Origin of the sequence: Arthrobacter sp. A5 (assembly GCF_051131705.1) — a bacterium.
Taxonomy (GTDB): Bacteria; Actinomycetota; Actinomycetes; order Actinomycetales; family Micrococcaceae; genus Arthrobacter_M.
Genome location: NZ_CP180316.1, coordinates 1,286,149 through 1,312,700 on the forward strand (window position 1 = coordinate 1,286,149; position 26,552 = coordinate 1,312,700).

The window sequence follows — 26,552 nt, forward strand, 5'->3', positions numbered from 1 at the left end:
CGTCGGGGGTTCCCTAGCCCCACCCGCCGGTGCTCCCGGACCTCATGCGCCATTGAACTGCCGGTAGTTGGCTGACTGACCGTTCACCGACGTCCACAGCATAGTGTCGATGTCCGCAGAGCTTGGCTCACGGCCGTAGAGGAGCTTGTAGTCGTCCATGATCGTGCTGCGCAGTGGAGAGACCGTCTGATCCGGGAAAGCGATGTCCGCCAGCCAGCGCCACATCAGCGGCGATTCCTGCCCGGGAGGGTCCCAGCGGTAACCGCCCAGGGGGACTTTGTAGACGCGTCGATCGCGCACCGCTGAGACGTCCTTCCAAACCGGGTCCGAGGTGATGTCAGCGGGCAAGGCGTCGTCGAAATTGCCCAGCAGGAGGACCTCCGGGTCCCACGCCAGGACCTGTTCTACGTCCACCCCGACCATGCCGGAACCCTTGGTACCCTGGTCGCCGGACGCGGGATTCGTTCCGCCCACCAGCTTGATATAGAAGTCGTTGTAGCTGGCATTTCCCGCCACCTTGAGGCCGCCGGTAAACCGATTGAAGTAGAGGATGCTCGGTCCCTTTCGGGAACGGCTGGCGGTCAGCGCCATGATATTCGTCCGCGTCCGGTCGCTGCGGGCCTTGATCTGCGCGGCGCGGTCCGGTTTGCCCAGCATCGCGGCAAACATCGCAGTCCAGGCATCCACGTCCTCCTGCTTGCCCGTATTGGTCAGACCCAGGACCTTCAGCCCCGCGTTTTCGAGCGGTTCCGTGAACTGCGAATCGCTCCACTGCACCACGACGTCCGGATTCAGCGCCCGGATGCTCTCCACGTTGGGGGTGAAGTCATTGGCGGCGACGTCGTGTGGGATCTTCAGGGCGTCGGGGAACAGCTTGCCCATAATGCCGTCCCGCATGGCGAGCCAGGAGGCGTTGTGCATGGCGGCCAGATGGTCTGCGCTTTGGTCGACGGCGACGAGCAGCGAGGCGGCGGGCATGGGAATCGTCACGACCAGGGTGACAGGTTTGTCGAAGGTCAGCGTCTTACCGCGCTGGTCAGTTACAACGATCGGCTGCTGGGCGCTGACGGCGGCGCGCGGCGTGACGGCAGGTTCCGTTTTTGGTTGCCCGCAGGAGGCGAGGGCCGCCGCACCGCCGGCGACCAAAATGGTGGACAGAGCCGAGCGACGGCTCATGTCAGGGCTGCTCACGGGCTGGCCTCCTTACGGTAAAGATCAGCAAAGTATGCATTTTTTCAATTGCTCACAGCATCCGCCCGAACGACAGGGCTGTCAATGACAGCGTCGGCCTGCCGGTGTCCTGTCCCAGTGGCTTCGGGCAGCCAGTGCAGCGAACGTCCGGCGCCGGGAATTAATGCCGGGACGTCACCTGCTGCGAGGGATCAAATCCTGGTCCTTGTAGCCGGCGGTGGGTGGTGCTAGCGTCAAAATTACCTTTTGCTGAACGAGGCCGAATCATGGTTATTAACGGTGCCCAGTTGTTTGTCCGTTACGCCTATCCGCCCAATTCCCGGGGCAGCTGCGGCCCGGAAGACAGCGACGCACTGCTGCATTACGGTCAATCCGGGGTGACGGACCGCGGACTCAAGGAGCTGGCAAAAGGCTTCGCCGGCGCATGGCCGTATCTTGAGCTGATTGCCGGGGCCACCAAAATCGCCGATCCGCTCGATTACCGGGTGGTGGAGGCCTATTGGGTGGGCAACAGACTGCTGGACACCGTCGGCGTGACGAATATCGGCAACTCGATGGAGGACCGCTTCCGCGCGCGGACGGGAATGCAGTTCCCGCATCTGGTCGAGGGAGTACTCGCCGGCGGGGTTCCGCACCACAGCTTCCATGTCTTCGAGATATATCCGTGGCTCGGGCTGCTCCGCGACGACCGCAGATACCCGACGGCGCTGAATGTGCTGGACCAGTGCCGCATCCGCTGGGGTGAAGTGCTGGCCGTGACCGCGGATGAGGCTGTGGTGCGCTCGCAGCCCCTGGTCTGGGACGGAGCGGTGTTAAGTCTTGGCCCGGCAATCGTGGAGACGGCCAAGCACGCCGTCGCGGGGGCAGGCTTTGTGGCCGATCTTGCCGTGGGTGACGCGGTATCGCTGCATTGGGATTGGGTGTGCGACCGTCTCACACCCCTGCAGCTGCAGCGGCTGCAGCACTTTACAACCAGGCACTTGAAGATAGCCAACGTCGGCGTCGAACACCGCGGCACTGCCGTAGCGCTGGAACGCTAACGCCCCATCGCGGAGCGCCCGGTTCTAGCCAGCGGTCGCGTCTTCATCCACGCCGGAACCCATGAGCTTCAGGCCGCCCATCGCCTGCTCGGCTCCGGCCGCATCTACACGTTCCAAGGCGAATCCCATGTGGATAATCACCCACGTCCCCGCTTCCAGGGGCCCCTCGTCCAGCAGACCAATGTTGATCTTTCGCCGTACACCGGCAACGTCCACCAGCGCCAGTTGGTCGCCATAGCCGGCCAGCAGTTCAATCACCTGGCCAGGGATTCCCAAGCACATGATCCGTTTCTCCTTACCGCTGGAATACGTTCAGTGATTTCATTGATGAGCTGCCGAATCTCACCCAGCGCGTCGGGTATGGCGGCTTCCACCGATTCGGATAAGCCGATTCCTTCAGCCAGGTCACCGGGCACGCATCCCACGACGAACGTCAGAGGAAAGTCGCCGCCCAGGGATTTCATCCTGCCCAGCACGGCCGCCGGGTCCATGCCATGCGGGTCTAAGGCCGGTGGCCCGCTGCGGCCATGATCCGTGCTGTAATCGCCGTGAAGATCCTCGGGCCGGACCTGCAGAACGCGGATGGCTCCGGGCTTCGCCGGCACCCGGCGGGAGCCCCCTGTTCCGTTTCCGCTGTAGCCTGTCAGCGGCGGGACGGCATCGACCAGGATCAGGGCGTCCACGCCATCCAACAGGTCATAGGCCAGATGCATTCCGCGGATGCCGTAGTCCACCGCGCGGACGCCCGGACTCGCCATGCCGGTATCTGCGCCCATCCGGCGCACAACCTCCGGGCCGAACCCGTCATCACGCTGGAACATGTTGCCTACTCCGGCCACGAGAATGCAGGCAGGGGCAATCGCACCGTCACCTGCGGGCACGGGTACAGAGTCACCCGCCATCACACGGTCACCCGCCGGCCCGGCGCTGCTGACTCCCGGGCCGACGGCATCGACGCCGCTCACATCCGGCTGATTTTCACGTAGCGGACAATGTCCGGGATCGAACGCACCATCACCGCGATTCCTGTCAGGGCTGTCAGTGCCAACAACACAGCGGACATTTTTCCAAGGCTTCTCATGTCAGGTTCCCTTTCCGTCATTCATCGCGGGTACCGGATCGAGAGGCTCCAGCTCGTCCGGCGAGAAATAGAGGTATCTTCCGTACCACTCCTGCAGTTCCGCGGCCGGATCCGCTTCAATCACGACGGCGACATGCGTGCCGCCGTCGACGTCAAAATGAACGCCGGTCACGCGCGCCGTCTGTCCGGCAGAGAACAGGTCCTGCGCGTCGGCCCGGCGGTTGGGCCGGACCACAACGCGACTGCCCCTGGCGACGGCCACCCCGTTAATGACGACGGCGTCGGCTTCCGGTCTGACGCTGGAATCGGCCGCCGGGTCCCACCACGGGGGGCCCGCCAGAGGATCGTCGGTCAGCACCGGGAAGGCAGCGGCAAGGTCAGTACCATCCCGGGGGGCGCCAAGGAGTCCGGCGCCGCTTCCGGGACCGGCACCAAGCTCTTCTTCCGCATGGGGACTGCGCAGGATGCCGTGCAGAGCCTGCAGTTGAACATCGGTCATCGCCTCGCAGCGGTCGATGATGGCCGCAGCCCGCGGATCCGTTGCCCTGGCTTCGGCCTTTTCATCCTCGGTGAGCGTCAGTACGCGCAGCGTAAGGATCTCGTCGATTTCGGTTGAATCGTAGAGCGCCACCGAGCTTTCCGGAGCCACGGCGGGATGGTCATAAAGAATGATGGGGGAGATCAGCAGGACGTCGCTTTGCCCCTCGGGGCCGGCCAGGACAGGCCAGCCGCGGTGCTGCGAGCAGGACGCCGCCGCGGCCCGCGCGTCCTCCGGCGGGTCCAGCAGCGAAATGAAGTCTGCATCGTGCAGGCTCAGCAGCAGGTGCGTTCCGATGAAGGACAGAGCGATTGCTTCCGGCTTTTTTACTGTCCGGCCCCCTGCCGTGTTTTCAGCACTCACCCGAAGACGCAGCAAGCCAGCGGTTGAGGATTCTCCGCCGCCGGTTCCTTCACCGCCGCCGGTACCGCCGAGTGCGGTACCGCCTACTGCGGTCGTGCCGAGCCCGACCTCGCACTGAAGCGGCAGCCGTCGGCGTACCAGTCGTCCTGCCACCGCACCGGCCGCATCCTGGAGCGTCTCCACTTCTTCGGCACCGGAAATCTGAACCGGCACAGTCAATCCGCCGGCCAGTTGATCGAGCGCGAACGGACCCAGCATCATCTCCTGTTCGGTCGCCTCGTCCCACGTCAGCCAGCGGGCCGCACCGATGCTGAGCTCCGACACCGGCGTGAACGTCCCGTCGTCGAACTTTTCGCACGTCCGGGACTGCAACTGTAGGAAGCGCAGATGCACCTCCAACCGGGCGTGCCGGCCGGCACGCAGCAGGGCATCCGCGAACATGGTTGATTCTTCGCCTGCCCCGGCGGCGGCCGCGCCGGGAGGGCCCAGGATGCCGAACTGCCAGCGTGACTGGTTTTTCTGTGAGGAGGCACGGTAGGGATAGAGGAGGTACCCCTCGTAAAGGACTGCGTCCGCGATGGCCCTGGCCAGGCTAAGACTTGGATTCATCATCGGACCGAATCACCGGCCGCCGCCAATAGCCCTTCAACAGCGGCTTCCCACGTGGTAAGCCCGAGGCTTGATTTGTAATGCGCCAGCGCTTTAAGTACATCCCGGTCAAGCCGGATCCAGCCGCTGTTGGGAAAATGTTGGTCCATCAGTTCAGTCCAGGTAGAGACCGGCAGTTGGAACGACGCCTCGCGGTCCCATGGGACCTGTTCGACGCCGAACCCCGTGACTCCCTTGGTGAAGATCGTTCCCGAGAACAGCAGTTCCACGGGGATGGTGCGCTCGCGGAGCGCATGCAGGTACTTCGCCGCCGCGACCTCGAAGTCGAACGTACATGGAAGTGCCAGATCCACCTCGGCCTGTCCGGTGAAACCCTGCACCATGGTGCTGCACTGCATCCAAAGGAAGGGCTTCAGCGTCGAAGGCCAGCGCACGCGGGTTCCGAAAAGATCCAGCAGACCGGCTTCCTCCTCCGGGGTGTAGCCCCTGCGCTGCGGCTGAATCCGCACCTGGCAGCGCAGCGCTATAGCATGGATTGCCGCCCCGGTGGATTCGGTCAGGAACAGCCGGGCGGTCAACTGGGGGGAGGCGGCATAGCGTTCCGGGATAATGTCCAGAACACTGAAGCCAAGGTCCGTCATGGCCGGGGCCCGCTTCCGGCGTGGACCGATCCGGAGAAAGTGCCGGGATAAGGTCTGCTGCGGTTGTTCACACGCTCAAAGAACGCGGTGAGCTGGGCACGCGCGTCTTGGCCGCCGTCGAAGCCCCGCCAGACCTTGCGCAGTTGGCCGACCAGTTCATAGCAGGCATCAATCGGCACGAGATGGCAATCGGCCTTCAGGCGCTCCGGTCCGGGAGCACGGATCAGCAAAGCCTCCGTGTCCGGCACGGCAACGGCAACGGCAGGGTTGCTGGCCAGCACCGGGTCCCAGGCCCCCAGCGGCAACTCTGACTCGGTGGCACCGGCGGGGCCAGGATAAAATGCAACGGTCCGCCCCATCCGGGAATTGGTGAAGAAGAATGCCAAGCCAACGGGAATCTCAAGTTCATCCCACCCGCCGCTTCCCAGTTCAAAGCCGGGGAAGGAAAGGTAACGCTCGGGCACCGAACGGTAACGCAGGTGCGCCGTCGCATCGGTGAAGAGCAGGTAGCACGGGCGGCAAGTGCACATCAGTGCGCGGCTGTCCACGTCCACCACGTGCTGGTGTTTTTCCGCAAGAGGCTCGGCGCACATCTCACAGCGCTCGCCAGCGGTGGCGGCTGGACGACTGACAGCGATGCGCCGGAGCATGGCAACCGGCCCTGCAGCTGCGATGCTGCCTGTTCCGGTGTTCACGAAGCCGTCCTGGCAGGGATGGCCACGGAGGTAACGCCGCCGCGAACGAGCAGCGGTAGGGGATCCAGATGCATTGCCTTGTCTTCCAGACAGGCACCGGCCATCCGGACATCAAAATGGGCCCGGCAGGTGGGGCAGCGCAGCAGCCCGCCGCCGGTGGGGGCTGCAAGGGCGCGCTGCAACGACGCCCCGGCCATGGACTTCGTGCACCGTGGGCAGTAGTCCAAGTAAGCGAAAATATCCTCGCCGATCCGGCAGGCCAGCACCTGGGCTCCACCGATCAGGAAGCCGGCCACCTCGCCGGCCTGCAGTCCGGCAAGCTCCGCCGCCGCCTCCCATGAACCACCTGCTGGACCCGGAACGGACCGTCCGGCCTGTAGATCCTTTTCTGCCTGTTGATCCAGGCGCATCCGCAGCGCATTCACCGGAATGACCGCAGGGGACTGGGCGGACTCCTCCTCCGCCACCTGGATCGATGTCACTTCGGGGGCCGCCGTTTCAATGGCATCCTCGACAGCAAGCTTGAGTGTCACGGACGAGGACGGGCAGCCGTGGCAGCTCCCCAGCAGGCGGAGGCTCACCACCCCGTCCGCGCTGATGCCCAGCAGCTCCACGTCGCCCCCATGGGATCCAAGGTACGGCCGGACACTATCCAGCGCCGCGGCGACTCTGGTTGGCAAGTCCTGTGGATGCAGACCGTGGACCAGCAGCAGACCTGAGATCAGCTCGTCTTTGATCAGGGCCTCCAGTGTGCCGTCCGTTTCGCCTCCCCGGGCCGAAATGACGTCCAGCACGCGTTCCAGCCCGGCGCCGTAGAGATCCGTAACTTGCCGGACCAGTTCCTCGGCGCGCTCGCGGGCCACCGAACCACCGGAGGACAGGGCGTCCAACAGCGTTCCGATCCGTTCGCCAGAGTTCCGCAGCTGGTCCCCGCCGGACCGGGCCGCAGGCACCGGCGCCGCGGCCCACGGTGCGGCGGCCGCAGGAGCTACGGCTTCACTTGGCTCCAGCAAACCGTTCTGCGCGTTCATGGCAAGTCATTCCCCGGTGAGGGACTGCGTGGGGGAGTGCAGCATATCCAAGGATTTACCCTCGCCCAAATACATGTGCACGCCGCAGGGCAGGCAAGGGTCGAAGCTACGGACCGTGCGCATGATGTCGATCCCCTTGAAATTCTCCCGATCGTTTTCTTCAAAGATGGGCTGACCCTGCACCGCGTCTTCATAGGGCCCCGGGGTTCCGGAGGCATCACGCGGACTGGCGTTCCACGGTGTCGGCGGATAAGGATGGTAATTGGCGATCTTTCCGTCGCGGATCACCATGTGGTGCGAAAGAACGCCGCGGACCGCTTCGGTGAAGCCGCAGCTGACAGCCTCGTCCGGGACCTCAAACGATTCCCACGTCTTGGTCCGCCCGGCACGGACTTCCTCGAGCGCCTTTTCTGCGAAATGCAGGGCAGCTGCCGCGGCATACGCCTGGAAATAGGTGCGGGCCCGGTTGCGCTCGAGTGTGTTGCTCCATTGCGGGATCTTCCATTCGAGGGACACGGGTCCCTTGAGCGCCGTTTTCGGCAGGTTGATCTCCACGCTGTGTCCGGTGGATTTGATGTAGCCGATATCGACCAGCCCCGCCAGCGCCGTTGACCAGAGCCGTGCGAGCGGGCCACCACCGGTATCCAGCGCCAGATTGCCTTGCCCGTCGAACCAGCGCGGCGACATCACCCAGCTGTACTTGTCCTCCAGATCCCGCTTTTGCGGGAGCGGGTTGGTGTGCTGGTTCCACGGATGACGCCGGTCCACCGGGTTGCCCAGCGGATCATTCTTGACGAACATTTCCTGGTCATTCCAGTCCTCATAGTAGGAGGAGCCAAGCATGATCCGGATGCCGAGGTTGATCCGCACGAGATCCGTGGTGACCAGTTTTCCGTCGACGACGACGCCCGGGGTGACGAACATCTTCCGGCCCCAGTCTGTCATGTCCTTGTAGGCGAAGTTGCAGAATTCCGGGTCCTGGAAGGAGCCCCAACACCCCAGCAGCGTCCGCCGCAGCCCGACCTGCTCATAGCCGGGAAGCGCGTCGTAGAAGAAATTGAAGAGGTCGTCGTGCATGGGTACGACCTTCTTCATGAATTCCACGTAGCGCATCAACCGGGTGATGTAGTCCGTCATCAGCTGGATCGTGGCGACGGTGCCGACTCCGCCCGGATAGAGCGTGGAGGGGTGTACGTGGCGACCCTCCATGAGGCAGAACATTTCCCGGGTGAGCCTGCTGACCTGCAGCGCCTCGCGGTAAAACTCGCCGGTAAATGGATTCAGCGAGCGCATGATGTCCGCGATGGTCCGATAGCCGTGTTCGCCTTCATGCGGGGCGCGGGTGTTTTCCGCCTTGGCCAGCACACCCGGGTTGGTTTCGGAGACCATTTTTTCGCAGTAGTCCACGCCGACCAGGTTCTCCTGGAAGATATTATGATCGAACATGTACTCCGCGGCTTCGCCCAAATTGACGATCCATTCGCCAAGATGTGGGGGCTTTACCCCATAGGCCATGTTTTGCGCGTAGCAGGAGCACGTGGCGTGATTGTCCCCGCAGATCCCGCAGATCCGGCTGGTGATGAAGTGCGCGTCCCGCGGATCCTTGCCGCGCATAAAGATCGAGTAGCCGCGGAAGATCGATGAGGTGCTGTGGCACTCCACGACTTCCTTGTTTTTGAAATCGATTTTGGTATAAATGCCAAGGCTGCCCACGATCCGCGTGATGGGGTCCCAAGCCATCTCCACCAGTGAGTCGTCTGCGGTGCTGCCCTGTGCGGGTAATGGAATCGTGGAGGTCATTGCCTCTGCCTCTTTCTCATGCCGTTCTTACCAGGTACGGGTGGCGCCTGTAAGCAGTTCGCGGCCGGTCCTGCGCCAGCGTGGTTCCTTATCAAGGGTGTTCATGGTGATGTGCCGCAGAGTCCGGACGGCAGCGCCGTACGGCCGCACGGCGTTGGTTGAGAGAATGCCGCCAGGAGGCTCGTCCATGAACGGCATGAACTTATCCGGGAAACCTGGCATGGTGCAGCCTATGCAGATGCCGCCGACGTTCGGACACCCCCCAATTCCATTCATCCAGCCGCGTTTGGGAACATTGCATTTAACCACCGGGCCCCAACAGCCCAGCTTCACAATGCACTTCGGGGAGCCGTATTCGGTGGCAAAATCACCCTGCTCGTAGTACCCCGCCCGGTCACACCCCTCGTGCACGGTCCGGCCGAATAGCCACGTCGGCCGCAGCGCGTCGTCCAAGGGGATCATCGGTGCCTGTCCGGTCGCCTGATAGAGCAGATAGGTGATGGTTTCGGAGAGATTGTCCGGCTGGATCGGGCATCCCGGAACACAGACAATCGGTATCCCGGCCTTGGATTTCCAGTCGTAACCGAGGTAATCGGGAACGCCCATCGCGCCGGTGGGGTTACCTGCCATGGCATGGATCCCGCCGTAGGCAGCGCACGTACCGGCGGCAATAATCGCAGTTGCCTTCGGCGCGAGGCGGTCCAGCCACTCGCTTGTCGTGATGGGTTGTCCGGTTTCCAGATCATTTCCGAATCCGGACCAGTATCCGCCCACGTCGTGCAGTTTCTCGTTGGGAATGGAACCCTCTACAACGAGGACAAAAGGCTCCAATTCCCCTCGGTCCGCCTTGCGGAACCACTCAAGGAAGTCATCAGCGCCCTCCTGCGGGCCGCATTCGAAATCAATGAGCGGCCAGTGCATGGCAATCTTCGGCAGGCCGGGCAGGGCACCGAGAGCGATTTCCTCCACGCTGGGCTGCGTTGCCGCGGTCAGTGCCACCGAGTCGCCATCGCAGCTGAGCCCTGCATTGATCCACAAAACATGTATAAGCGCTTCTTCGGCCTTAATCGAAGCTTCTGTAGGCATCGTTGCCTCCTTTGAGAGTCCTGCTCATCCGAGCCGGGCCCATTATGCGTATGTCTGCACCTCAGACACGGACGCCATCCGGTAGAGTAGCGGCGCCCGCGCGCACCGCCGGAGCATTAGCATTTTTCATCAGCCAGTCGTACCAACCGTCCAGGCCTACGCCCGTCGTGGCGGAAACGGAGAGCATCTCGACGCGTGGATTCAGTTGCCGTGCCTGGCGGAGGCATTGATCCACGTCGAATTCAACATAAGGCAGTAGATCCGACTTATTGATAATCACGAGATCTGCTGCCATAAACATGTGCGGATACTTTTGCGGCTTATCATCACCCTCCGTGACGGAAATAATTACTACTTTGGCTGTTTCGCCGAGATCAAAAAGCGCCGGACAGACCAAATTTCCGACATTTTCAATGAAGAGCGTTGATCCCTGCTCCGGATTCAACGCGTCGAGCCCCCGTCGGAGCATATCGGCGTCCAGATGGCAGCCGGCTCCGGTGTTAATCTGAACGGCCGGACGCCCGGCGGTGCGGATGCGGTCGGCGTCCAGCGACGTCTCCTGGTCGCCTTCGATGACGGCGATGTTAAGCCTGCTTCCCAGTTCTTCAATGGTGCGCACCAGCAGGGTTGTCTTGCCCGCTCCGGGGGAACTCATCACATTGAATGCCTGGATGCCGCGTCCCTCCAGCCAGCCCCGGTTCCGCGCCGCCAGCAGATCGTTCTTGGCGAGCAGGCTTTGCTCCAGCGCGATCGTGGCCACCGGAGCATGGCTGTGCGCCTGCCCACTCTCGTGCACGTGATCGTGGCCACCATCGTGCGCGTGGTCGTGCGGATGCTGCCGGCCGCCGTCGTGCAGATGCTGGTGATCGAGAACCGGTTCCGGGGACGCACCGCTGCCGTCCCCGGTTGACACCCGGACTCCGACGTCGTCGCTGCAACCGCAGGTAGCGCACATTTTTACCCCACTTCCACGGAAGCAAGCATCAGCTCGCGGCCGCCCGTAATTTCAACGTCGGCGCTGCCACAGGTGCACAGCGGGATCGTATCCGGGAGAATGAAACTCTGCCGGCACGTGTGACAGGTGGCCCGGCCCGCTGGCTCATCGATTCGCAGATCCGCCCCGGCCAGCGGGGTTCCCTCGGCCAGCAGCTGGAAGCAGAACCGCAGGGCATCCGGCAGAACTCCGCTGAGCCGCCCGATTCGCAGGTTCACGCCGGTGACAGTGCGATCGCCGGTGCAGTCGAGCACCGCGTCAACCAGGCTTTGGGTAATGGAGAGTTCGTGCATGGGCTTTGCCACCTCGTGACAACAATGTAGGCTCATGGGCCGTTAACCGCAATAGGTTCCGAACCGCAATAGGTTCCGGCGGCCTGTGCAGCGCACTCTGATCCGGCGGTCTGTGCAGTGCACTCGGGTGTGCTACGGAGCACACCCGAGTGCGGTACGGAAGGGTGCGCCGTCAGGAGTCGACGTCGGGCGGGGTTGGACGCCGCAGCGCTGCGGTCCACTTATCTTCGATCCGACCGAACTTCCAAGTGCCGACGGCGATGATCCAGGCCAGCACAAAAATCGCCACGATGGCGTAGCCGACGTTGTTCAGATCCAGCCCCCCGATAGCCGCCAGCGGTCCGGAGTGGATCCCGGTTCTGTCGACCAGAATGGAGATGAGCTCGATCGACCCGATAATCAGCGCTACGGCAACGGAAAGCCCGGTGATGACGAGGTTGTAGTAGATCTTGCGGACGGGTTTCGAGAACGCCCAACCATAGGCAAAGTTCATGAAGCACCCGTCCAGCGCATCCAAGAGGCTCATTCCGGCAGCGAAGAGAACCGGCAGGGTCAGAATGGCGTACCAGGGCAGCGAAAGCGCTGCCGCACCGCCGGCCAGCACCAGCAGGGAAACTTCCGTGGCCGTATCGAAACCCAGACCGAACAACAGACCGACGACGTACATTTGCCAGGGCCGGGTGACGAGCCGGTTCACGCCGCCGAACAGCCGGTTCATTAGGCCTCGATTGTTGAGCTGGTGTTCCAGCGCCGGCTCATCGAACTGGCCCTGCCGCATACGGCGGAAGATTTTCACGATGCCCAGCAGGATCACCAGGTTGATGATCCCGATGATGTAAAGAAAGATCCCGGAGACACCGGTCCCGATGAGTCCAAGCACCGTGTGCAGGGTAGAGGAATCGGCGTCCACCTGACCGGCCAAGGTATGCATGCCCAGAGCCAGCAGGAAGCACAGTCCGAAGACTATGCTCGAATGGCCCAGGGAAAACCAGAACCCCACGGAAAGTGGCCTCTTCCCGTCGTTCATCAGCTTGCGCGTGGTGTTGTCAATGGCGGCAATATGATCAGCGTCGAAGGCATGCCGCAGGCCCAAGGTATAAGCGGTGACCCCCAGCCCCAGCCCGAAAACCCCCGCCTGACCCGTCTGTCGATGTGCCGGTTCCACAATGCCGGCCAGCACCCCCCAACCCACCAGGTGCAGGAGTGCCACGAACCCCGCCATCGAGGCGATCGAACCCCACTCTCGGAGGGTCAGGGCCCTCCGGATGCGGCTGATCCGGGACCCTGCGGCTCGTTCAAGGGTGCTCATCTGCTCGTTTTCATGGTGCGTTGTCTCCCCACGCCCGTCGGCCAGATGTTCACGGCCGTGCCGGTGATGGTCGGGTGGCGAACGCGAGCCGCAGGTAGGGCAGGTACTCACGCCCGATGACGGCGGTTAGCAGCCGACCGTCAAGGTCGGCGGCCAATCCGAGCACGTGGGGATCCGAGTCGACCCGCAGGCCCACGACATCCGCACCACCGACGGAAACCGGATAGCCGTGCTCAATACTGTCCTCGGACGCCGGATCGATGAGTTCGCCGGGAAACCCGCCGTGGACGCGTACGTCACGGTACGTGTTTCTCACGATGTAGTTGATGTGTTCGACCAACGCCAGCTCCGGAGTGTGCCGGGTGTATCCGTCATGCCCCTGGACTTCGCTGATGTGAGTCGTGCGCACTGCATCCCACAGCAGCGGGTAACACATCCTGGCACGCCACCGGCTGATCCACTCCGGCAGCGGCCACGGCGGCTCCGCGTCGAGGGCTGCCCGCATCTCCTCAGTAAGGTCCACGAGGTTGGCGGGATCGTCGCGATCGGACGGGTTACGCCACAACGTATATGACAGCGTTGCTGCTTCCATCACCGGTTGATGATCCTGCGTTTGAGATGATATGCCGGCGCTCGCTTCCTCGACTGAGTCCTGGGCGGCGAGCGTCAGCAACGGCACGGCAAAACCAGCGGCAATTTCATCCGGTGTCGGCGGCTCCGGAGCATCGGACGGACGCCGGCTGCGATCGAGGAACATGTAGCAACTCTGCTCCTGCCATCGTTCAAGATGCAATGCTCAGTGCCGACAACCTGGTGACGTCAGCCTGTTTCCCCGGGACGGGGAGGACACCCCTGTCCCAGCTACAGCCCCGTGATATGGCTTTGAGGCGGGGCTCAGATATTCCTGCAGCGCAACCCGCACGATTTCGCTCGGCTTGCGCCGCTCCTCTGCGGAGCGGGCGAGGAGTTGGGCGTCAAGTTCTTTCGGAAGCCTGATGGACCGCGAGGGGGGGTGCCTTCCTTGCTTATCGACGGTTTGCCGACAGCGCGTTTTACCGCGGCAGAAGACCCAAGAGCGGCTTCCAACAGGGCCAGCCCTGCCCCGTCACCGCGGGTCTTGGATATTCGCGCGTCGGGTCCGATCTCGGCTGTTTCAGCCCAAGTAACAACGGCGTGGTACCGGGCCTGATTTTCCGTACCTGCCCCTCGTCGCCCCTGCCATTTTGGGTGTTCATTCGCCCGTTCCCCTTTCAGCTATGTCAATGATCTTTCGCGGGGCCTCCAAGACGTGGAAGATGAGAATGTCAGCCGGCGGGCAGATGGTGGCCATCACTTCAAGCGTCATGCGCCGGTCACGGTCGGGCCCATAACCAGATCTGGGCGGACAACCGCTTCAAGACGTGGTTAATCGAACTGCTCAATCCTGCATACAATATTTGTTTCGGTGGATTTGGTCGCTGGATCGCTAGCGAACCCTAATTACCCCGCCCGGGCTGATTTTCTTCAGTGGGTGCAGCGCCGATTCGAGGCCGATTCGAGAACGTCGGCGCGGGCCTGGCCGAACAGGATGTCGGACCGGGTGGGGATCCGGCCCCGGTAGCGGATCTCTCCAGCCGGTGTCAGTGCCCCGGGGATAGAGTGAAACGCGAACACCCGAGCGGCATCGAGGGAAGGAGTTTTCACATGAGCACGCAGCAAGCCCATCAACAACCTGCAGGCAAGGAGGGATCCCGCGCGCTGGTCTACGCGGTCAGTATCATTGCGGCCTTGGGTGGCCTGCTCTTCGGCTACGACACCGGTGTCATTTCCGGGGCGCTGCTGTTCATCGGCGACGAATTCCACCTGGATCCACTCTCCGAGGGCGTCGTGGTGAGCTCGCTGCTGATCGGCGCCATGGCAGGCGCCATCGCCTGCGGGCCGCTGGCGGACAAAATCGGTCGGCGTTTATCCATCACCGGGGCAGCAACGATCTTCGCCATCGGCGCCGTCGTAGCGGCGCTTGCTCCGAGCGTGGGAACGCTCATCACCGCGCGCGTCATCCTCGGCATCGCCGTAGGTGCGGCCTCCGTCCTGGTGCCGCTGTTCATTGCCGAGGCCGCACCACCGGCCACGCGCGGCAAGCTGGTCTCCTTCAACCAGCTGATGATCACCATCGGCATCCTGGTTGCCTACCTGACGAATGCGGCCTTCGCGTACGACGGCGGCTGGCGCTGGATGTTCGGACTGGCACTGATTCCGTCGGCCGCGTTAGGCATCGGGATGCTGTTCCTGCCGGAAACGCCGCGCTGGCTCGTGGAAAAAGGTCGAATAGAGGAGGCCAAGGCGGTTTTGCTGAGGCTGCGCGGACCCCGTATTGCGGCCGTGGAGCTGGCGGATATCCAGCAGACCAAATCCGCGGAACAGCACAAGTCCACGCTGCGTGACCTGGCCAAACCCTGGGTGCGCCCGGCGCTCATCGCCGGGATCGGGGTATCAGTAATCGGCCAGGCCAGCGGCATCAACACCGTCATTTATTATGCCCCCACCATCTTTAATGCCACCGGGTTGGGGCCCGCGGCGGCCATTCTGGCGACCGCCGGAGTGGGAGCCGTTAACGTGGTGATGACGCTGGTGGGCATGTCGCTGGTGGACAGGGTGGGCCGTCGGCTGCTGCTGATGATTGGATTTGCGATCATGACGGTGAGCCTGCTGGTTTTGGGGCTAGTCCTGCTGCCGAATCCGCTGCCGGCCTCCGCGGGCTGGATCGCCATCATCTGTGTGGCCGTCTACATCGCCGCTTTCGCGGTGAGCGTCGGGGTCGTCGTCTTTGTCCTGCCATCGGAGCTGTACCCGCTGAGCATCCGAGGCTCGGCGATGAGCGCCACCTTGCTGTGCAACTGGGGGATGAACTTTGTCGTTTCGCTGACGTTCCTTTCCCTGTTCAACGGCTTGGGGAAGTCGCCGGTGTTCTGGCTGTACGCGGTGGTCTGTGCGCTGGGCTGGCTCTTCGCCGTCAAGCTAGTGCCCGAAACGAAGGGCCGCAGCCTGGAGGAAATCGAGAGCTGGCTGCGCAGCAAGGAAAACACGGCGTCCTAGGAAACACAGGTCCTAGGAAACACAGCGTTTTAGGAAAACACGGCGTCCTAACGAGCACCAAAAACCCCAAACTAACCAGGATTTGTGGCTCCAATAAGCGCTCATTGGAGCCACAAATGCTGACCAGTTGGGGCGGTGGACGTGGCTCAGTTCCCGCCGGGCGCCTGGGCGTCGGCGAGGGTGTCCTTGTCCGACTGCAGCTCCTGCTGGAAGAGCGCATAGCGGGCCTTATGGCCGGGCCGGCGGCGGACCAGGGCCCAGGCGATTCCGAGCAGGGCAAACCAGATCGGCGTCACCAGCAGCGCCTGCAGCGTGTCCTGCTTCTGCGTCAGCGCCCAGAGCAGGAAGACGAAGAACGCCAGCACCACGTAGCACATGGCCACACCGCCCGGCATCTTGAATTTCGACGCCGCGTGCAGCTGCGGGCGCCGTTTGCGGTAGACGAGGTAGCTGACCAGGATGATGGTCCAGACGAACATGAAGAGCAGCGCGGAGATGGTGGTGACCACGGTGAAGGCCTCAATGATCGACGACCCTGCGTAGAGCAGCACGACGGCGGCGAGCAGGAACATGCAGGAGAAGAACAGGGCGTTGGCCGGCACGTGGTTGCGGGTGAGTTTACCGAACTTCCGCGGCGCGTTGCCTTCCTGCGCCAGCCCGAAGACCATCCGCGAGGTGGAGTAAATGCCGGAGTTCGCCGACGACGCGGCGCTGGTCAGCACCACGAAGTTGATCATCCCGGCGGCGATCAGCAGCCCTGCCAGGCTGAACATCGTTACGAAGGGGCTCTTGTCGGCGGTGATTTCGCGCCACGGGGTCACCGAAATGATGACGATCAGGGCCACCACGTAAAAGAGCATCACGCGGACGGGGATGGAGTTGATGGCCTTGGGCAGGTTCTTTTCTGGATCCTTGGCCTCCGCCGCGGTGGTACCGACGAGTTCAATGCCCACGAAGGCGAAGACGGCGATCTGAAAACCGGCCACGAAGCCCATCGGCCCGGTCGGGAAGAGGCCGCCGTCGTTGTACAGATTGGCGAAACTTGCCTGCGCGCCGTTGGGTGCATGGAAGGCGGTGAAGACCATGACCAGGCCGACGATGATGAGCGTGACGATGGCGACGATTTTGACCAGGGCAAACCAGAATTCGGTCTCCCCGAAGGCCTTGACCGTCGGCAGGTTCAGTCCCAGCAGCACCGCGATGGCGGCCAGCGCCGGAATCCACAGCGGGAGTCCGGACCACCAGAAGCGGACGTAGCCGGAGATGGCGATGATGTCCGCAATCCCGGTGACGATCCAGCAGAACCAGTAGGTCCAGCCCGTGAAGAATCCGGCCCAGGGTCCGAGCAGGTCCGCGGCGAAGTCGCTGAAGGATTTGTATTTGAGGTTGGAGAGCAGCAGTTCCCCCATCGCCCGCATGACAAAGAAGAGCATGAAGCCGATGATCATGTACACGAAAATGACCGAGGGGCCGGCGAGGCTGATCGTCTTGCCCGAGCCCATGAACAGGCCGGTGCCGATGGCGCCGCCAATGGCTATCAGCTGGATGTGCCGGTTGGACAAGGAGCGGGTCAGGTGCGGTCCTTCCGCGGCCCGGTCAGGGGTGCGGACCGGCGGTTGAACCGTCGTTCTTTCAGACATGAAACTTCTCTCAAGAGATGGATAAGGCGCGCGAAAAGTCGGGGGTCGGGTGCTTGCCCGGAGTGGATGGTGCCGCTTTGGCCGCGGCTGCCTGGGTTTCAGTGTGTTGTCTGTCACGAGGTAATGTCAAACGCGCACGGCTTTGGCCGGACGCGCCAACAGGGGTAAGCTGGTGAGCCGAATCACCTATAATTTCACAGCCTCTGAACCGCGGCGGGAGAGTCCTGCCGGTGCAACACCGTGCAGGCGCCGTAGGAGCAAATCCTCCCCAGGAATCTCTCAGGCCCCTGTACCGCTGCGGCAAGGCAACTCTGGAAAGTAGTCAGGCGAAAGCCCGGACTCACCGACGGTGCAAGCGGACTCGTGTCCGCGGAAACTCTCAGGTCCAATACAGAGCGGGGAGGAACCCGGCCCCTCCGGCATCTTTGCGATGTCGGCCAAACTTGGAGTTCCTCATGACGGTTCAGTCTTCCAGCCCTCGCCCATCGCTTCCGGTGCAGCCTTCGCGCACCAGTTTCGCCGACCGGCACATCGGCGCACGCCGCCAGTCCGACGTCGACACCATGCTCAAAGCCATCGGCTACGACAGCATCGACGGACTCGTGGACACGGCTCTTCCGGCGAGCATCCGCCAGCCCGCCCCGCTGCTTCTGCAGCCGGCGCTGACCGAGGCCGAGGCCCTCGTCGCGCTCCGCAAGCTCGCCGAAAAAAACAAGACCGCGGTGCAGATGATCGGCCAGGGCTACTACGACACGTTCACCCCGCCCGTGATCCGGCGCAATATCCTCGAAGACCCCGCTTGGTACACCGCGTACACGCCGTACCAGCCGGAAATTTCGCAGGGCCGGCTGGAAGCGCTGCTGAATTTCCAGACGATGGTTGCGGACCTCACCGCGCTCCCGGTGGCCAATGCCTCGCTGCTCGATGAGGCCACGGCGGTCGCCGAGGCCGTCCTGCTGATGCGCCGGGCCAACAAGGCCCCGGGCGCCGGTCAGGGCAAGACCGTGCTGGACGCGGATCTGCTGCCGCAGACGCTGGCCATTGTGCGCGGCCGCGCCGAAGCTCTTGGTTTCGAGGTTGAAGTAGCGGATCTGTCCGCCGGCCTGCCCGAGGGGACCATCAACGGCATCGTGCTGCAGCAGCCCGGCGTCTCCGGCCGCGTCTTCGACCACGCTCCGGTGATCGCGAGGGCGAAGGAACGCGGCGCCATGGTGACGGTCGCCGCGGACCTGCTGGCCCTGACCCTGATCGTTGCACCGGGGGAGCAGGGTGCCGATATCGCTGTCGGCTCCGCCCAGCGCTTTGGCGTGCCGCTGTTTTACGGCGGACCGCATGCGGCCTACATGGCGGTGCGCCACGGGCTGGAGCGTTCGTTGCCCGGCCGGCTCGTCGGTGTATCCAAGGACGACGCCGGTCTGCCGGCCTACCGCTTGGCCCTTCAGACGCGCGAGCAGCACATCCGCCGCGAAAAGGCCACCTCCAACATCTGCACGGCGCAGGCCCTGCTGGCCATCGTGGCGAGCATGTACGCGGTCTACCATGGCCCGGACGGGCTGAAGGCGATCGCCGAACAGACCCACGGACACGCCCGCGCGCTGGCCGCCGCCCTGACGGGCGCCGGTCTCGAACTGGCCAGCGCGTCGTTCTTCGATACGCTCACGGTCCGTGTCCCGGGCAGGGCCGCGCAGATCATCGCCGCGGCCGAGGCCAAGGGCATCAACCTGCGCCGCGTCGACGCGGACCAGGTCGGCATTTCGGCGGATGAAACCACGACGGCCGAAACCATCACCGCGGTCGCCGCGGTGTTCGGCGCCGCACCGGCCGACGCCGGAGCCACCGGAACCGGCGGACCCGGCGGCGGCACCGGAACCGGAGGAGCCACCGCAACCGACGGCGGCACCGGAGGCACCCGTTTCGAGCTGCCCGCCGCCGTCGTCCGTACCTCCGGCTACCTGACCCACTCGGTCTTCCACAGCCACCGTTCCGAAACCCAGCTGCTGCGCTACATGCGCCGTCTCAGCGACCGGGACCTGGCCCTTGACCGCACCATGATCCCGCTGGGCTCGTGCACCATGAAGCTCAACGCCACGGTGGAAATGGAATCCATTTCCTGGCCGGAATTCGCCTCGATCCATCCGTTCGCGCCGGATTCGCAGACCGAGGGCTGGCGGGAACTGATCGGCGATCTGGAGCAGTCGCTGGCGGAAATCACCGGCTATGACCAGGTCTCCATCCAGCCGAACGCCGGCTCACAGGGCGAGCTCGCAGGCCTACTCGCCATCCGCGGCTACCACCTGTCCCGCGGCGACGAGCAGCGCACCATCTGCCTGATCCCCGCTTCCGCGCACGGCACCAACGCCGCCTCCGCGGTGCTGGCCGGGATGAAGGTTGTGGTGGTGGCCACCGCGGCCGACGGCAGCATCGACCACGCGGACCTGCAGGCCAAGATCGAGTCCAGCGGCGACAAGCTGGCCGCGATCATGATCACCTATCCGTCCACGCACGGGGTGTACGACGACGACGTCCGGCTGGTCTGCGATTCCGTCCACGCAGCGGGCGGCCAGGTCTACATCGACGGCGCCAACCTCAATGCGCTGGTCGGGCTGGCCAAGCCCGGCCTGTTCGGCGGCGATGTTTCGCACCTGAACCTGCACAAGACCTTCTGCATCCCGCACGGCGGCGGCGGCCCCGGCGTCGGACCGGTCGCGGCCAAGGCACATCTGGCGCCGTTCATGCCCGGCGATGCGGTGGCCGCGGCCAGCGCCGGCGGGACGGAATCGGCCGCTGCCGGCGTGCCGATTTCGGCCTCGCGCTTCGGTTCCGCGGGCGTCCTCCCGATTTCCTGGGCCTACGTGAAGCTGATGGGCGGGGAAGGCCTGACCGAGGCCACCAAGTCCGCGCTGCTGGCGGCCAACTATGTGGCGACCCGGCTGAACGAGCATTTCCCCATTCTCTACACCGGCAGCGGCGGCCTGGTCGCCCACGAATGCATCCTGGACCTGCGCGAACTGACCGCACGGACCGGTGTCAGCGCGGAGGATGTGGCGAAACGACTGATCGACTACGGTTTCCACGCACCCACGCTGTCATTCCCCGTGGCCGGGACGCTGATGGTGGAACCGACCGAGTCGGAGGACCTGGGCGAGATGGACAGATTCATTGATGCGATGATCGCCGTGAAGGGTGAGATCGACCAGGTGGCAAACGGCGACTTCAGCGCCGAAGAAAGCCCGCTGCGACGGGCTCCGCACACCGCAGCTGCCGTCGTCACCAGCAGTTGGGACCGGCCCTACAGCCGCGAGCAGGCGGCGTTCCCGCTGTCCTCGCTCCGGACCGACAAGTACTTCCCGCCGGTGGGCCGGATCGACGGTGCCAACGGCGACCGTAACCTCATCTGCTCCTGCCCACCCCCCGAAGCCTTCGAGGACAGCTCCGCCGACTCCGCCAGCTGACCCAGCGTCCATTAACTCAGCGCCATCCACAGAATCAGCGCCATCCACAGAACGGTGACGATCATGACAACAACCACGAAATCCCAGTACACGGCCCTGTATGCGGAGCATGAGAAGCTGGGCGCCTCCTTTACCGACTTCGGCGGCTGGCAGATGCCGCTGAAGTACAGCAGCGAACTTGCCGAGCACCACGCGGTTCGCCGCACGGCGGGTCTCTTTGACCTGTCCCACATGGGTGAGGTCTGGGTGAGCGGCCCGGATGCGGGTGCGTTCCTGGACTTCGCACTGGTGGGAAAACTCTCCGCCGTCGTGGATGGCAAGGCCAAGTATTCGCTGATCTGCAACGACGAGGGCGGCATCATTGATGATCTGATCAGCTACCGCCGCTCCGATGAAAAGTATCTGGTAGTGCCCAATGCCGGCAATGCCCCGGTGGTGGCAGAGGCGCTGGCACAGCGGGCCGCGGGATTCGACGTCGTCGTCGATGACCAGTCCGCCGCCACCTCGTTGATTGCCATCCAGGGTCCGGACGCCGAGGCGATCCTGCTGGCGCTGGTCCCGGCAGCGGATGCCGAGGCGGTGCGCAGCCTTAAGTACTACGCCAGCACCGGCATTACTGTTCAGGCCGGCGACCAGGACATGGACGTTCTGCTGGCCCGCACCGGTTACACCGGCGAAGACGGTTTCGAGCTCTACATCCCTAACGCGCAGGCAGCCGCGCTGTGGACCGCACTGTTGGCGGCCGGCGGGGAGAAGCTGGTTCCGGCGGGGCTGGCCTGCCGCGACTCGCTCCGGCTGGAGGCGGGCATGCCGCTCTACGGCAACGAGCTGAGCCTGGATATTGATCCGTTCTCCGCCGGTTTGGGGCCCATTGTCGCGCTGTCCAAGCCCGGTGACTTCGTCGGACGCAGCGCCTTGGAAGGCAAAAAGGCCAGCGGCGCCGGCACGACCACGGGCCGCAGGCTGGTGGGTCTGCAGGGAACGGGCCGGCGCGCCGGCCGCTCACACTATCCGGTCACGCTGGACGGCAACGTGATCGGCGAGGTGACGTCCGGTGCGCCCAGCCCGACACTCGGTTACCCGGTAGCGCTGGCCTATGTTGACGTCGAACATACCGAACGGGGCTCCGAAGTGAGCGTGGATCTGCGCGGCAGGCCGGAACCGTTCACGATTGTCGAACTGCCCTTTTACAAGCGCGTCAAATAGCCGCCCCCTGGTCAAATAGCGTCCCACTGGTCGAATAGCCTCCCTCTGGTCGGGGCTATCGAGACCCCACAACTCTCCCGAGAGAAGAGATCATGAGCAAGGTTGTTCCCGAACTGCAGTACTCCGCCGAACACGAATGGGTGGGGCGGGACGGATCCGGTCCCGCCACCGTCGGCGTGACCGCCGTGGCGACGGAGGCCCTGGGTGATATCGTCTATGTTGACCTTCCAGAGGTGGGCGCCATCATTACTGCCGGCGAGAGCTGCGGTGAAATTGAGTCCACCAAATCCGTCTCCGACCTGTATGCCCCGGTCAGCGGCGAGATCACGGAAATCAACAGCACCGTCGCCGCGGATCCCGCCCGGATCAACAGCGACCCGTACGGCGTCGGCTGGCTTTTCAAGGTAAGCGTCAGTGCGGACGGGCCCCTGTTGAGCGCCGAGGATTACGCCGCGGCCAATGGAGGCGAGATGTGAGCGCGGGGACGGTGCGCAGCGCCTCGCTGCTGGACGGCGACATCGGTGCGGTGGACCCGGAAGTGGCGGCAAAGATCGACGACGAACTGAGTCGCCAGCGCGACGGCCTGGAAATGATCGCATCCGAAAACCTCACGGCCGTGGCGGTCATGCAGGCCCAGGGCTCGGTCCTGACCAATAAGTACGCCGAGGGTTATCCGGGGAAGCGGTACTACGGCGGCTGCGAACACGTTGACGCCATCGAGCAGTTGGCCATCGAGCGGCTCAAGGCACTGTTCGGCGCCGCCTATGCGAATGTCCAACCGCACTCCGGCGCCCAGGCAAACGCCTCGGTGATGCATGCGCTGATCAGGCCCGGAGACACCATCATGGGGCTGAACCTGGCCCACGGCGGGCACCTCACGCACGGTATGCGGATCAACTTCTCCGGGCGGCTCTACAACGTCATTCCGTACCAGGTGCGCGAAGACGACCATCGCGTGGACATGGCGGAGGTCGAAAGGCTGGCCAGGGAACACCGGCCGAAGCTGATTGTGGCCGGTTGGTCCGCCTATGCCCGGCAGCTGGACTTTGCGGCATTCCGCAGGATCGCGGACGAGGTGGGGGCCTATCTGATGGTGGATATGGCGCATTTAGCCGGTCTCGTGGCAGCCGGGCTGCATCCGAGCCCGGTGCCGCACGCCCACATCACCACTTCCACGACGCACGAGACCCTGGCCGGTCCACGCGGTGGCTTCATCCTGACCAATGACGCGGATCTCGCCAAAAAGATCAACTCCGCTGTGTTCCCCGGTCAGCAGGGCGGCCCGTTGGAACACGTCATCGCCGGGAAGGCCGCCGCCTTCAAAATCGCGGCGTCACCGGAGTTCAAGGAACCACAGGAACGGGTGCTGGCCGGAGCGAAAATTCTTGCGGACCGGCTCACCCGCCCGGATGTTGCGGCCGCTGGAATCTCGGTGATTTCCGGTGGCACAGACGTACACTTGGTGCTGGTGGATCTGCGCGATTACGACCTCAACGGGCAGCAGGCAGAGGACCGCCTGGCGGCAATTGACATTACCGTGAACCGGAACGCTGTCCCGTTCGATCCGCGGCCGCCAATGGTCACCTCCGGGCTCCGGATCGGGACGCCGGCCTTGGCGACCCGCGGATTTGGCGAGACAGCCTTCGTCGAGGTCTCGGACATCATCGCCGAGGCGCTGCTCGCCGGACCAGGGGATGATCTGGCGCCCTTGGCGGCCCGGGTGCACGCACTGGCGGCTGCACACCCCCTGTATCCAACTCTTGCGGAACTGGCATAGCCGGTTCGGACAGTCATCCACGTTTGTACACCCTAGTTCCGGAAATGGACCAGTCATGGCAGTAGGAGTCTTCGACCTCTTCTCGGTCGGCATCGGGCCTTCCAGTTCGCATACGGTTGGCCCGATGCGGGCGGCCGCCGTTTTCGCCGCCGAACTTAAATTCCGTGGCATTTTGCATGACGTGGCGGGGCTGCGGGTGGATCTGTACGGCTCGCTCGCGGCCACGGGCAAGGGGCACGGCACCATGACGGCCGTGCTGCTCGGGTTGGAAGGGCGGGAGCCGGAGCTGATCCTGCCGGAGGAAGTCCAGGACCGGCTGGCGTTCTTTGCGGACCGCGGCGAGCTGGAGCTCGGCGGCGCCAGGACCATCAGCTATCGGGTGGAGGACATGATCCTGCATCCGCTGACAGTGCTGGCGCGGCATACCAATGGGATGAAGTTCCAGGTCACGGACTCATCCGGTGACGTCCTGCAGGAGGCGACGTTCTTCTCCGTCGGCGGCGGTTTCATTGTCCGCGAGGGCGAGGAGGAATCGGCAGCGACGGAGCTGGAAACCTCCAAGGAGCAGTTGCCGTACCCGTTCCGCACTGCCGTCGGTCTGCTGGGGCACTGCGCCGCGTCGGGGCTGGATATCAGCTCCGTCATGCTGGCCAACGAAATGGTCAGCCGCTCCGTGGCCGAAGTCCGGAGCGGTCTGCTGCACATCCGCGACGTCATGGAAGATTCGAAGAATTCCAGCCTGCAGCGCACCGGCCTGCTCCCCGGCGGTCTCAAGGTCCGCCGTCGTGCGCCGGACTGGCATGCCCGGCTGCGGCTCGAAGACACAGATCGGGATCCTCAGTACTGGCAGGAGTGGGTGAATCTGGTGGCACTGGCCGTGAACGAGGAAAACGCCTCCGGTGGCCGCGTGGTCACCGCACCCACCAACGGCGCCGCCGGCATCATTCCGGCGGTCATGTTTTATGCCACCCACTACACGAAGGGCATGCGCGACGCAGCGCCGGAAGCCAAGGACGACGTCGTCGTCCGGTTCCTGCTCACCGCCGGCGCCATCGGAGTCCTTTACAAGGAACAAGCCTCGATCTCAGGTGCCGAAGTCGGTTGTCAGGGCGAAGTCGGATCGGCTTCCTCCATGGCCGCCGGTGCCCTGGCCGAGGTCATGGGCGGGACGCCCGAGCAGGTGGAGAACGCGGCGGAAATCGCCATGGAGCACAACCTCGGTCTCACCTGTGATCCAATCGGCGGACTGGTGCAGGTGCCGTGCATCGAACGCAATGCCATTGCGGCCGCGAAAGCCATTAATGCCGCAAAGATGGCATTGTGGGGCGACGGTCAGCACCGCGTCTCCTTGGACGAGGTCATTGTGACCATGCGCGAAACGGGCAAGGACATGAATACGAAGTATAAGGAGACGGCCATGGGGGGCTTGGCGGTGAACGTCGTCGAGTGCTAAACAGGTCGTGCGGTTGACCGATCCTGTCGGGACCCGGATTGTTCCGTTGGTCGGACTTGTCGGGAACACGGTGACCTCGGCGGTCTCGACCGATGATTTGGGTGGGTTGGGCTGCTGATTTCGGGGGCTGGACCGGTGCTCCCGGCGTGTGCGCAGGTGGCCCAGAGTTTAGAGATTGCTTTTTGCCCCGGAGCGACTTCGTTCCCGGCCGGAGATGCCCGCACCGTGGCACTTACGGAGCCGGGGAGCTTCGCTGCTGCCCTGCGTCCGGGGCCGCCGCGGCTGGGCCCGGCGCCTGAGGGCCGGACGACGTCGGCACGTCCGGGGCGGCGGTCGGCTCCGGGGCGGGGGCTGGATGGGGACCGGGGGCTGGATCGGAGCCGGGGGTCGCCGTGGGGGCGGGGGTCGGATCCGGGGCGGGGGTCGGATCCGGGGCGGGGCTCGCCGTGGGGGCGGGGGTCGGATCCGGGGCGGGGGTCGGTTCCGGGGCTGGGGCTGGTTCCGGGGCGGCGGTCACCTCCGGGCCGCTCGGCACAAGCGACGCTGATATCGGCACCAAATAGGTGAATTCGGCGCTGCCCTCGATGGTAGTTCCACCTGGACCCACGGCTCGAACAGTTGCGGGGCCGGAATGCGCCGCTGGCGCCGTGAACACGAACCTGTTTTCCGACACCTTCCGGAACTGGACGGCTATCCCGTCCACGAGGACCGCGGAAAGCTCCACGAAGTGGCCTATCAACCGTATCTTGGTGCCTGCTTGGGCGTCCGCCGCGGGGTCGACTCGGGTCAGCTGGGGCGGGCATGCCGTTCCTGACCCCGCGGCGGGCAGCACCGGGCTGTTCGGGTGCGCCACGTGGTAGGCCAACAGATTGGAGACAACCGAGTAGGCGGTCGCCTCCAAGCACGCGGTCGGCGCGGGCGGCTGTGCCTCCCGGAAGCTGGCCACCGCCTGCGCCCAAGCAGACGAAACGTCCGCGGCAGAGGCCCGCGGATCGACGGCGGTGCAGATCGACTGGGCTGCACGCGCCAGCGCATCATTGGGGGCCATTTCGTCGCACCTGTGCGCTTCCATGAGGGCGTACCAGCCATCAGGCGGCGCATCCGCCGGATCCGCAGGACCCGGCGGAACCCACGCCAGGGCATTGCCTGCAGCCGGTGGCGCTCCGGCTTCCGGTGGGCCGGTGGGATTTACGACGGCGCCCGGATCGGTTCTCCCTGAGGGGGCCGATGCGCTCGGGCCAGTGGCGGACTCCTGCGCTGGTGGACTTGCCGGAGGTG

At 64.2% G+C, this 26,552-nt stretch carries 24 protein-coding genes and 2 riboswitches; of the genes, 8 read left to right on the forward strand and 16 right to left on the reverse strand.

The features are described 5' to 3' along the window. Positions 1–42: 42 nt before the first annotated feature. Positions 43–1,191 (reverse strand): ABC transporter substrate-binding protein, encoded by a 1,149-nt coding sequence (locus ACLLJI_RS05860; protein ID WP_434619040.1) that lies wholly within the window; start codon positions 1,189–1,191, stop codon positions 43–45. Between the two features lie 266 nt (positions 1,192–1,457). Here ACLLJI_RS05860 and ACLLJI_RS05865 point away from each other — a divergent pair, with 266 nt between their 5' ends. Then, entirely contained in the window at positions 1,458–2,231 is a 774-nt protein-coding gene (locus ACLLJI_RS05865) for a DUF6390 family protein (RefSeq protein WP_283561582.1), read from the forward strand. A 24-nt stretch (positions 2,232–2,255) separates the two neighbouring features. On the opposite strand, the gene ACLLJI_RS05870 is transcribed toward ACLLJI_RS05865, so the two are convergent. The 10 genes from ACLLJI_RS05870 to hypB form a co-directional block, all read right to left on the reverse strand. Then, the gene (locus ACLLJI_RS05870; protein WP_434619044.1) at positions 2,256–2,489 is read right to left on the reverse strand and encodes a HypC/HybG/HupF family hydrogenase formation chaperone; all 234 of its coding nucleotides are present in this window, start codon (positions 2,487–2,489) and stop codon (positions 2,256–2,258) included. Further along, positions 2,486–3,196, reverse strand: coding sequence for a hydrogenase maturation protease (locus ACLLJI_RS05875; RefSeq protein ID WP_434619047.1), 711 nt, complete (start codon positions 3,194–3,196; stop codon positions 2,486–2,488). The genes ACLLJI_RS05870 and ACLLJI_RS05875 overlap by 4 nt, the downstream gene beginning before the upstream one ends. Further along, positions 3,193–3,312 (reverse strand): DUF6893 family small protein, encoded by a 120-nt coding sequence (locus ACLLJI_RS05880; RefSeq protein ID WP_434619050.1) that lies wholly within the window; start codon positions 3,310–3,312, stop codon positions 3,193–3,195. Before ACLLJI_RS05880 ends, ACLLJI_RS05875 begins: the two co-directional genes overlap by 4 nt. Before the next feature lies 1 nt (position 3,313). Continuing rightward, on the reverse strand, positions 3,314–4,825 hold the full coding sequence (locus tag ACLLJI_RS05885; RefSeq protein ID WP_434619053.1) for a hypothetical protein: 1,512 nt from the start codon (positions 4,823–4,825) through the stop codon (positions 3,314–3,316). After that, on the reverse strand, positions 4,822–5,463 hold the full coding sequence (locus ACLLJI_RS05890; RefSeq protein WP_434619056.1) for a DUF6084 family protein: 642 nt from the start codon (positions 5,461–5,463) through the stop codon (positions 4,822–4,824). Before ACLLJI_RS05890 ends, ACLLJI_RS05885 begins: the two co-directional genes overlap by 4 nt. Next, entirely contained in the window at positions 5,460–6,158 is a 699-nt protein-coding gene (locus tag ACLLJI_RS05895; RefSeq protein ID WP_434619059.1) for a DUF5947 family protein, read from the reverse strand. The genes ACLLJI_RS05890 and ACLLJI_RS05895 overlap by 4 nt, the downstream gene beginning before the upstream one ends. Next, positions 6,155–7,189, reverse strand: a complete 1,035-nt coding sequence (locus ACLLJI_RS05900; protein ID WP_283561576.1) for a NifU family protein — start codon at positions 7,187–7,189, stop codon at positions 6,155–6,157. Before ACLLJI_RS05900 ends, ACLLJI_RS05895 begins: the two co-directional genes overlap by 4 nt. Positions 7,190–7,195: 6 nt before the next feature. Next, positions 7,196–8,989, reverse strand: coding sequence for a nickel-dependent hydrogenase large subunit (locus tag ACLLJI_RS05905; RefSeq protein ID WP_434619063.1), 1,794 nt, complete (start codon positions 8,987–8,989; stop codon positions 7,196–7,198). Between the two features lie 27 nt (positions 8,990–9,016). Beyond that, positions 9,017–10,075 carry a hydrogenase expression protein HypE gene (locus ACLLJI_RS05910; protein ID WP_283561574.1) on the reverse strand — a complete coding sequence of 353 codons (1,059 nt, stop codon included), beginning with the start codon at positions 10,073–10,075 and terminating at the stop codon, positions 9,017–9,019. 61 nt (positions 10,076–10,136) lie between these two features. Continuing rightward, on the reverse strand, positions 10,137–10,835 hold the full coding sequence (hypB, locus tag ACLLJI_RS05915) for a hydrogenase nickel incorporation protein HypB (protein ID WP_434619066.1): 699 nt from the start codon (positions 10,833–10,835) through the stop codon (positions 10,137–10,139). A gap of 6 nt (positions 10,836–10,841) precedes the next feature. On the opposite strand from hypB, the gene ACLLJI_RS05920 reads away from it, so the two are divergent. After that, the gene (locus ACLLJI_RS05920; protein WP_434619069.1) at positions 10,842–10,985 is read left to right on the forward strand and encodes a hypothetical protein; all 144 of its coding nucleotides are present in this window, start codon (positions 10,842–10,844) and stop codon (positions 10,983–10,985) included. A 47-nt stretch (positions 10,986–11,032) separates the two neighbouring features. Here ACLLJI_RS05920 and ACLLJI_RS05925 read toward each other — a convergent pair whose 3' ends face one another. From ACLLJI_RS05925 to ACLLJI_RS05935, 3 genes are all read right to left on the reverse strand, one after another. Continuing rightward, on the reverse strand, positions 11,033–11,362 hold the full coding sequence (locus ACLLJI_RS05925) for a hydrogenase maturation nickel metallochaperone HypA (RefSeq protein ID WP_196397484.1): 330 nt from the start codon (positions 11,360–11,362) through the stop codon (positions 11,033–11,035). 172 nt (positions 11,363–11,534) lie between these two features. Continuing rightward, complete coding sequence (locus ACLLJI_RS05930; protein ID WP_434619072.1) at positions 11,535–12,671, reverse strand: HoxN/HupN/NixA family nickel/cobalt transporter; 1,137 nt, start codon at positions 12,669–12,671, stop codon at positions 11,535–11,537. A 49-nt stretch (positions 12,672–12,720) separates the two neighbouring features. Continuing rightward, entirely contained in the window at positions 12,721–13,428 is a 708-nt protein-coding gene (locus ACLLJI_RS05935; protein WP_434619075.1) for a hypothetical protein, read from the reverse strand. A gap of 926 nt (positions 13,429–14,354) precedes the next feature. Here ACLLJI_RS05935 and ACLLJI_RS05940 point away from each other — a divergent pair. Next, positions 14,355–15,746 (forward strand): sugar porter family MFS transporter, encoded by a 1,392-nt coding sequence (locus ACLLJI_RS05940; RefSeq protein ID WP_434619078.1) that lies wholly within the window; start codon positions 14,355–14,357, stop codon positions 15,744–15,746. Between the two features lie 146 nt (positions 15,747–15,892). Here the strand turns inward: ACLLJI_RS05940 and cycA are convergent, their stop codons facing one another. Then, positions 15,893–17,386 (reverse strand): D-serine/D-alanine/glycine transporter, encoded by a 1,494-nt coding sequence (cycA, locus tag ACLLJI_RS05945; RefSeq protein ID WP_434619081.1) that lies wholly within the window; start codon positions 17,384–17,386, stop codon positions 15,893–15,895. A gap of 204 nt (positions 17,387–17,590) precedes the next feature. Continuing rightward, positions 17,591–17,691: riboswitch (glycine riboswitch) on the forward strand. Position 17,692: 1 nt separating this feature from the next. Next, positions 17,693–17,790, forward strand: a riboswitch (glycine riboswitch). 51 nt (positions 17,791–17,841) lie between these two features. On the opposite strand from cycA, the gene gcvP reads away from it, so the two are divergent. From gcvP to ACLLJI_RS05970, 5 genes are all read left to right on the forward strand, one after another. After that, positions 17,842–20,838 carry an aminomethyl-transferring glycine dehydrogenase gene (gcvP, locus tag ACLLJI_RS05950; protein WP_434619084.1) on the forward strand — a complete coding sequence of 999 codons (2,997 nt, stop codon included), beginning with the start codon at positions 17,842–17,844 and terminating at the stop codon, positions 20,836–20,838. A gap of 63 nt (positions 20,839–20,901) precedes the next feature. Next, the gene (gcvT, locus tag ACLLJI_RS05955; protein WP_434619087.1) at positions 20,902–22,044 is read left to right on the forward strand and encodes a glycine cleavage system aminomethyltransferase GcvT; all 1,143 of its coding nucleotides are present in this window, start codon (positions 20,902–20,904) and stop codon (positions 22,042–22,044) included. A 92-nt stretch (positions 22,045–22,136) separates the two neighbouring features. Continuing rightward, a complete protein-coding gene (gene gcvH, locus ACLLJI_RS05960; protein WP_434619090.1) occupies positions 22,137–22,520 on the forward strand; it encodes a glycine cleavage system protein GcvH in 384 nt (127 codons plus the stop codon). Further along, positions 22,517–23,821: a serine hydroxymethyltransferase gene (glyA, locus tag ACLLJI_RS05965; RefSeq protein ID WP_434619093.1), complete on the forward strand. Its 1,305-nt coding sequence runs from the start codon at positions 22,517–22,519 to the stop codon at positions 23,819–23,821. Before gcvH ends, glyA begins: the two co-directional genes overlap by 4 nt. A gap of 55 nt (positions 23,822–23,876) precedes the next feature. Then, entirely contained in the window at positions 23,877–25,274 is a 1,398-nt protein-coding gene (locus ACLLJI_RS05970) for an L-serine ammonia-lyase (protein WP_434619096.1), read from the forward strand. A 232-nt stretch (positions 25,275–25,506) separates the two neighbouring features. Here the strand turns inward: ACLLJI_RS05970 and ACLLJI_RS05975 are convergent, their stop codons facing one another. Beyond that, entirely contained in the window at positions 25,507–26,322 is an 816-nt protein-coding gene (locus ACLLJI_RS05975) for a hypothetical protein (RefSeq protein ID WP_434619099.1), read from the reverse strand. Positions 26,323–26,552: the final 230 nt, after the last annotated feature.

Bases quoted from the DNA above. Each gene is read 5' to 3' on its own strand.
- ACLLJI_RS05865 (WP_283561582.1), top strand. From the start codon at position 1,458: ATGGTTATTAACGGTGCCCAGTTGTTTGTCCGTTACGCCTATCCGCCC.
- ACLLJI_RS05880 (WP_434619050.1), bottom strand. From the start codon at position 3,312: ATGAGAAGCCTTGGAAAAATGTCCGCTGTGTTGTTGGCACTGACAGCC.
- ACLLJI_RS05885 (WP_434619053.1), bottom strand. From the start codon at position 4,825: ATGATGAATCCAAGTCTTAGCCTGGCCAGGGCCATCGCGGACGCAGTC.
- ACLLJI_RS05890 (WP_434619056.1), bottom strand. From the start codon at position 5,463: ATGACGGACCTTGGCTTCAGTGTTCTGGACATTATCCCGGAACGCTAT.
- ACLLJI_RS05900 (WP_283561576.1), bottom strand. From the start codon at position 7,189: ATGAACGCGCAGAACGGTTTGCTGGAGCCAAGTGAAGCCGTAGCTCCT.
- ACLLJI_RS05905 (WP_434619063.1), bottom strand. From the start codon at position 8,989: ATGACCTCCACGATTCCATTACCCGCACAGGGCAGCACCGCAGACGAC.
- ACLLJI_RS05910 (WP_283561574.1), bottom strand. From the start codon at position 10,075: ATGCCTACAGAAGCTTCGATTAAGGCCGAAGAAGCGCTTATACATGTT.
- ACLLJI_RS05920 (WP_434619069.1), top strand. From the start codon at position 10,842: ATGGCTGTGCGCCTGCCCACTCTCGTGCACGTGATCGTGGCCACCATC.
- ACLLJI_RS05925 (WP_196397484.1), bottom strand. From the start codon at position 11,362: ATGCACGAACTCTCCATTACCCAAAGCCTGGTTGACGCGGTGCTCGAC.
- ACLLJI_RS05930 (WP_434619072.1), bottom strand. From the start codon at position 12,671: ATGAGCACCCTTGAACGAGCCGCAGGGTCCCGGATCAGCCGCATCCGG.
- ACLLJI_RS05935 (WP_434619075.1), bottom strand. From the start codon at position 13,428: ATGTTCCTCGATCGCAGCCGGCGTCCGTCCGATGCTCCGGAGCCGCCG.
- ACLLJI_RS05940 (WP_434619078.1), top strand. From the start codon at position 14,355: ATGAGCACGCAGCAAGCCCATCAACAACCTGCAGGCAAGGAGGGATCC.
- cycA (WP_434619081.1), bottom strand. From the start codon at position 17,386: ATGTCTGAAAGAACGACGGTTCAACCGCCGGTCCGCACCCCTGACCGG.
- gcvP (WP_434619084.1), top strand. From the start codon at position 17,842: ATGACGGTTCAGTCTTCCAGCCCTCGCCCATCGCTTCCGGTGCAGCCT.
- gcvT (WP_434619087.1), top strand. From the start codon at position 20,902: ATGACAACAACCACGAAATCCCAGTACACGGCCCTGTATGCGGAGCAT.
- gcvH (WP_434619090.1), top strand. From the start codon at position 22,137: ATGAGCAAGGTTGTTCCCGAACTGCAGTACTCCGCCGAACACGAATGG.
- ACLLJI_RS05970 (WP_434619096.1), top strand. From the start codon at position 23,877: ATGGCAGTAGGAGTCTTCGACCTCTTCTCGGTCGGCATCGGGCCTTCC.
- ACLLJI_RS05975 (WP_434619099.1), bottom strand. From the start codon at position 26,322: ATGGCCCCCAATGATGCGCTGGCGCGTGCAGCCCAGTCGATCTGCACC.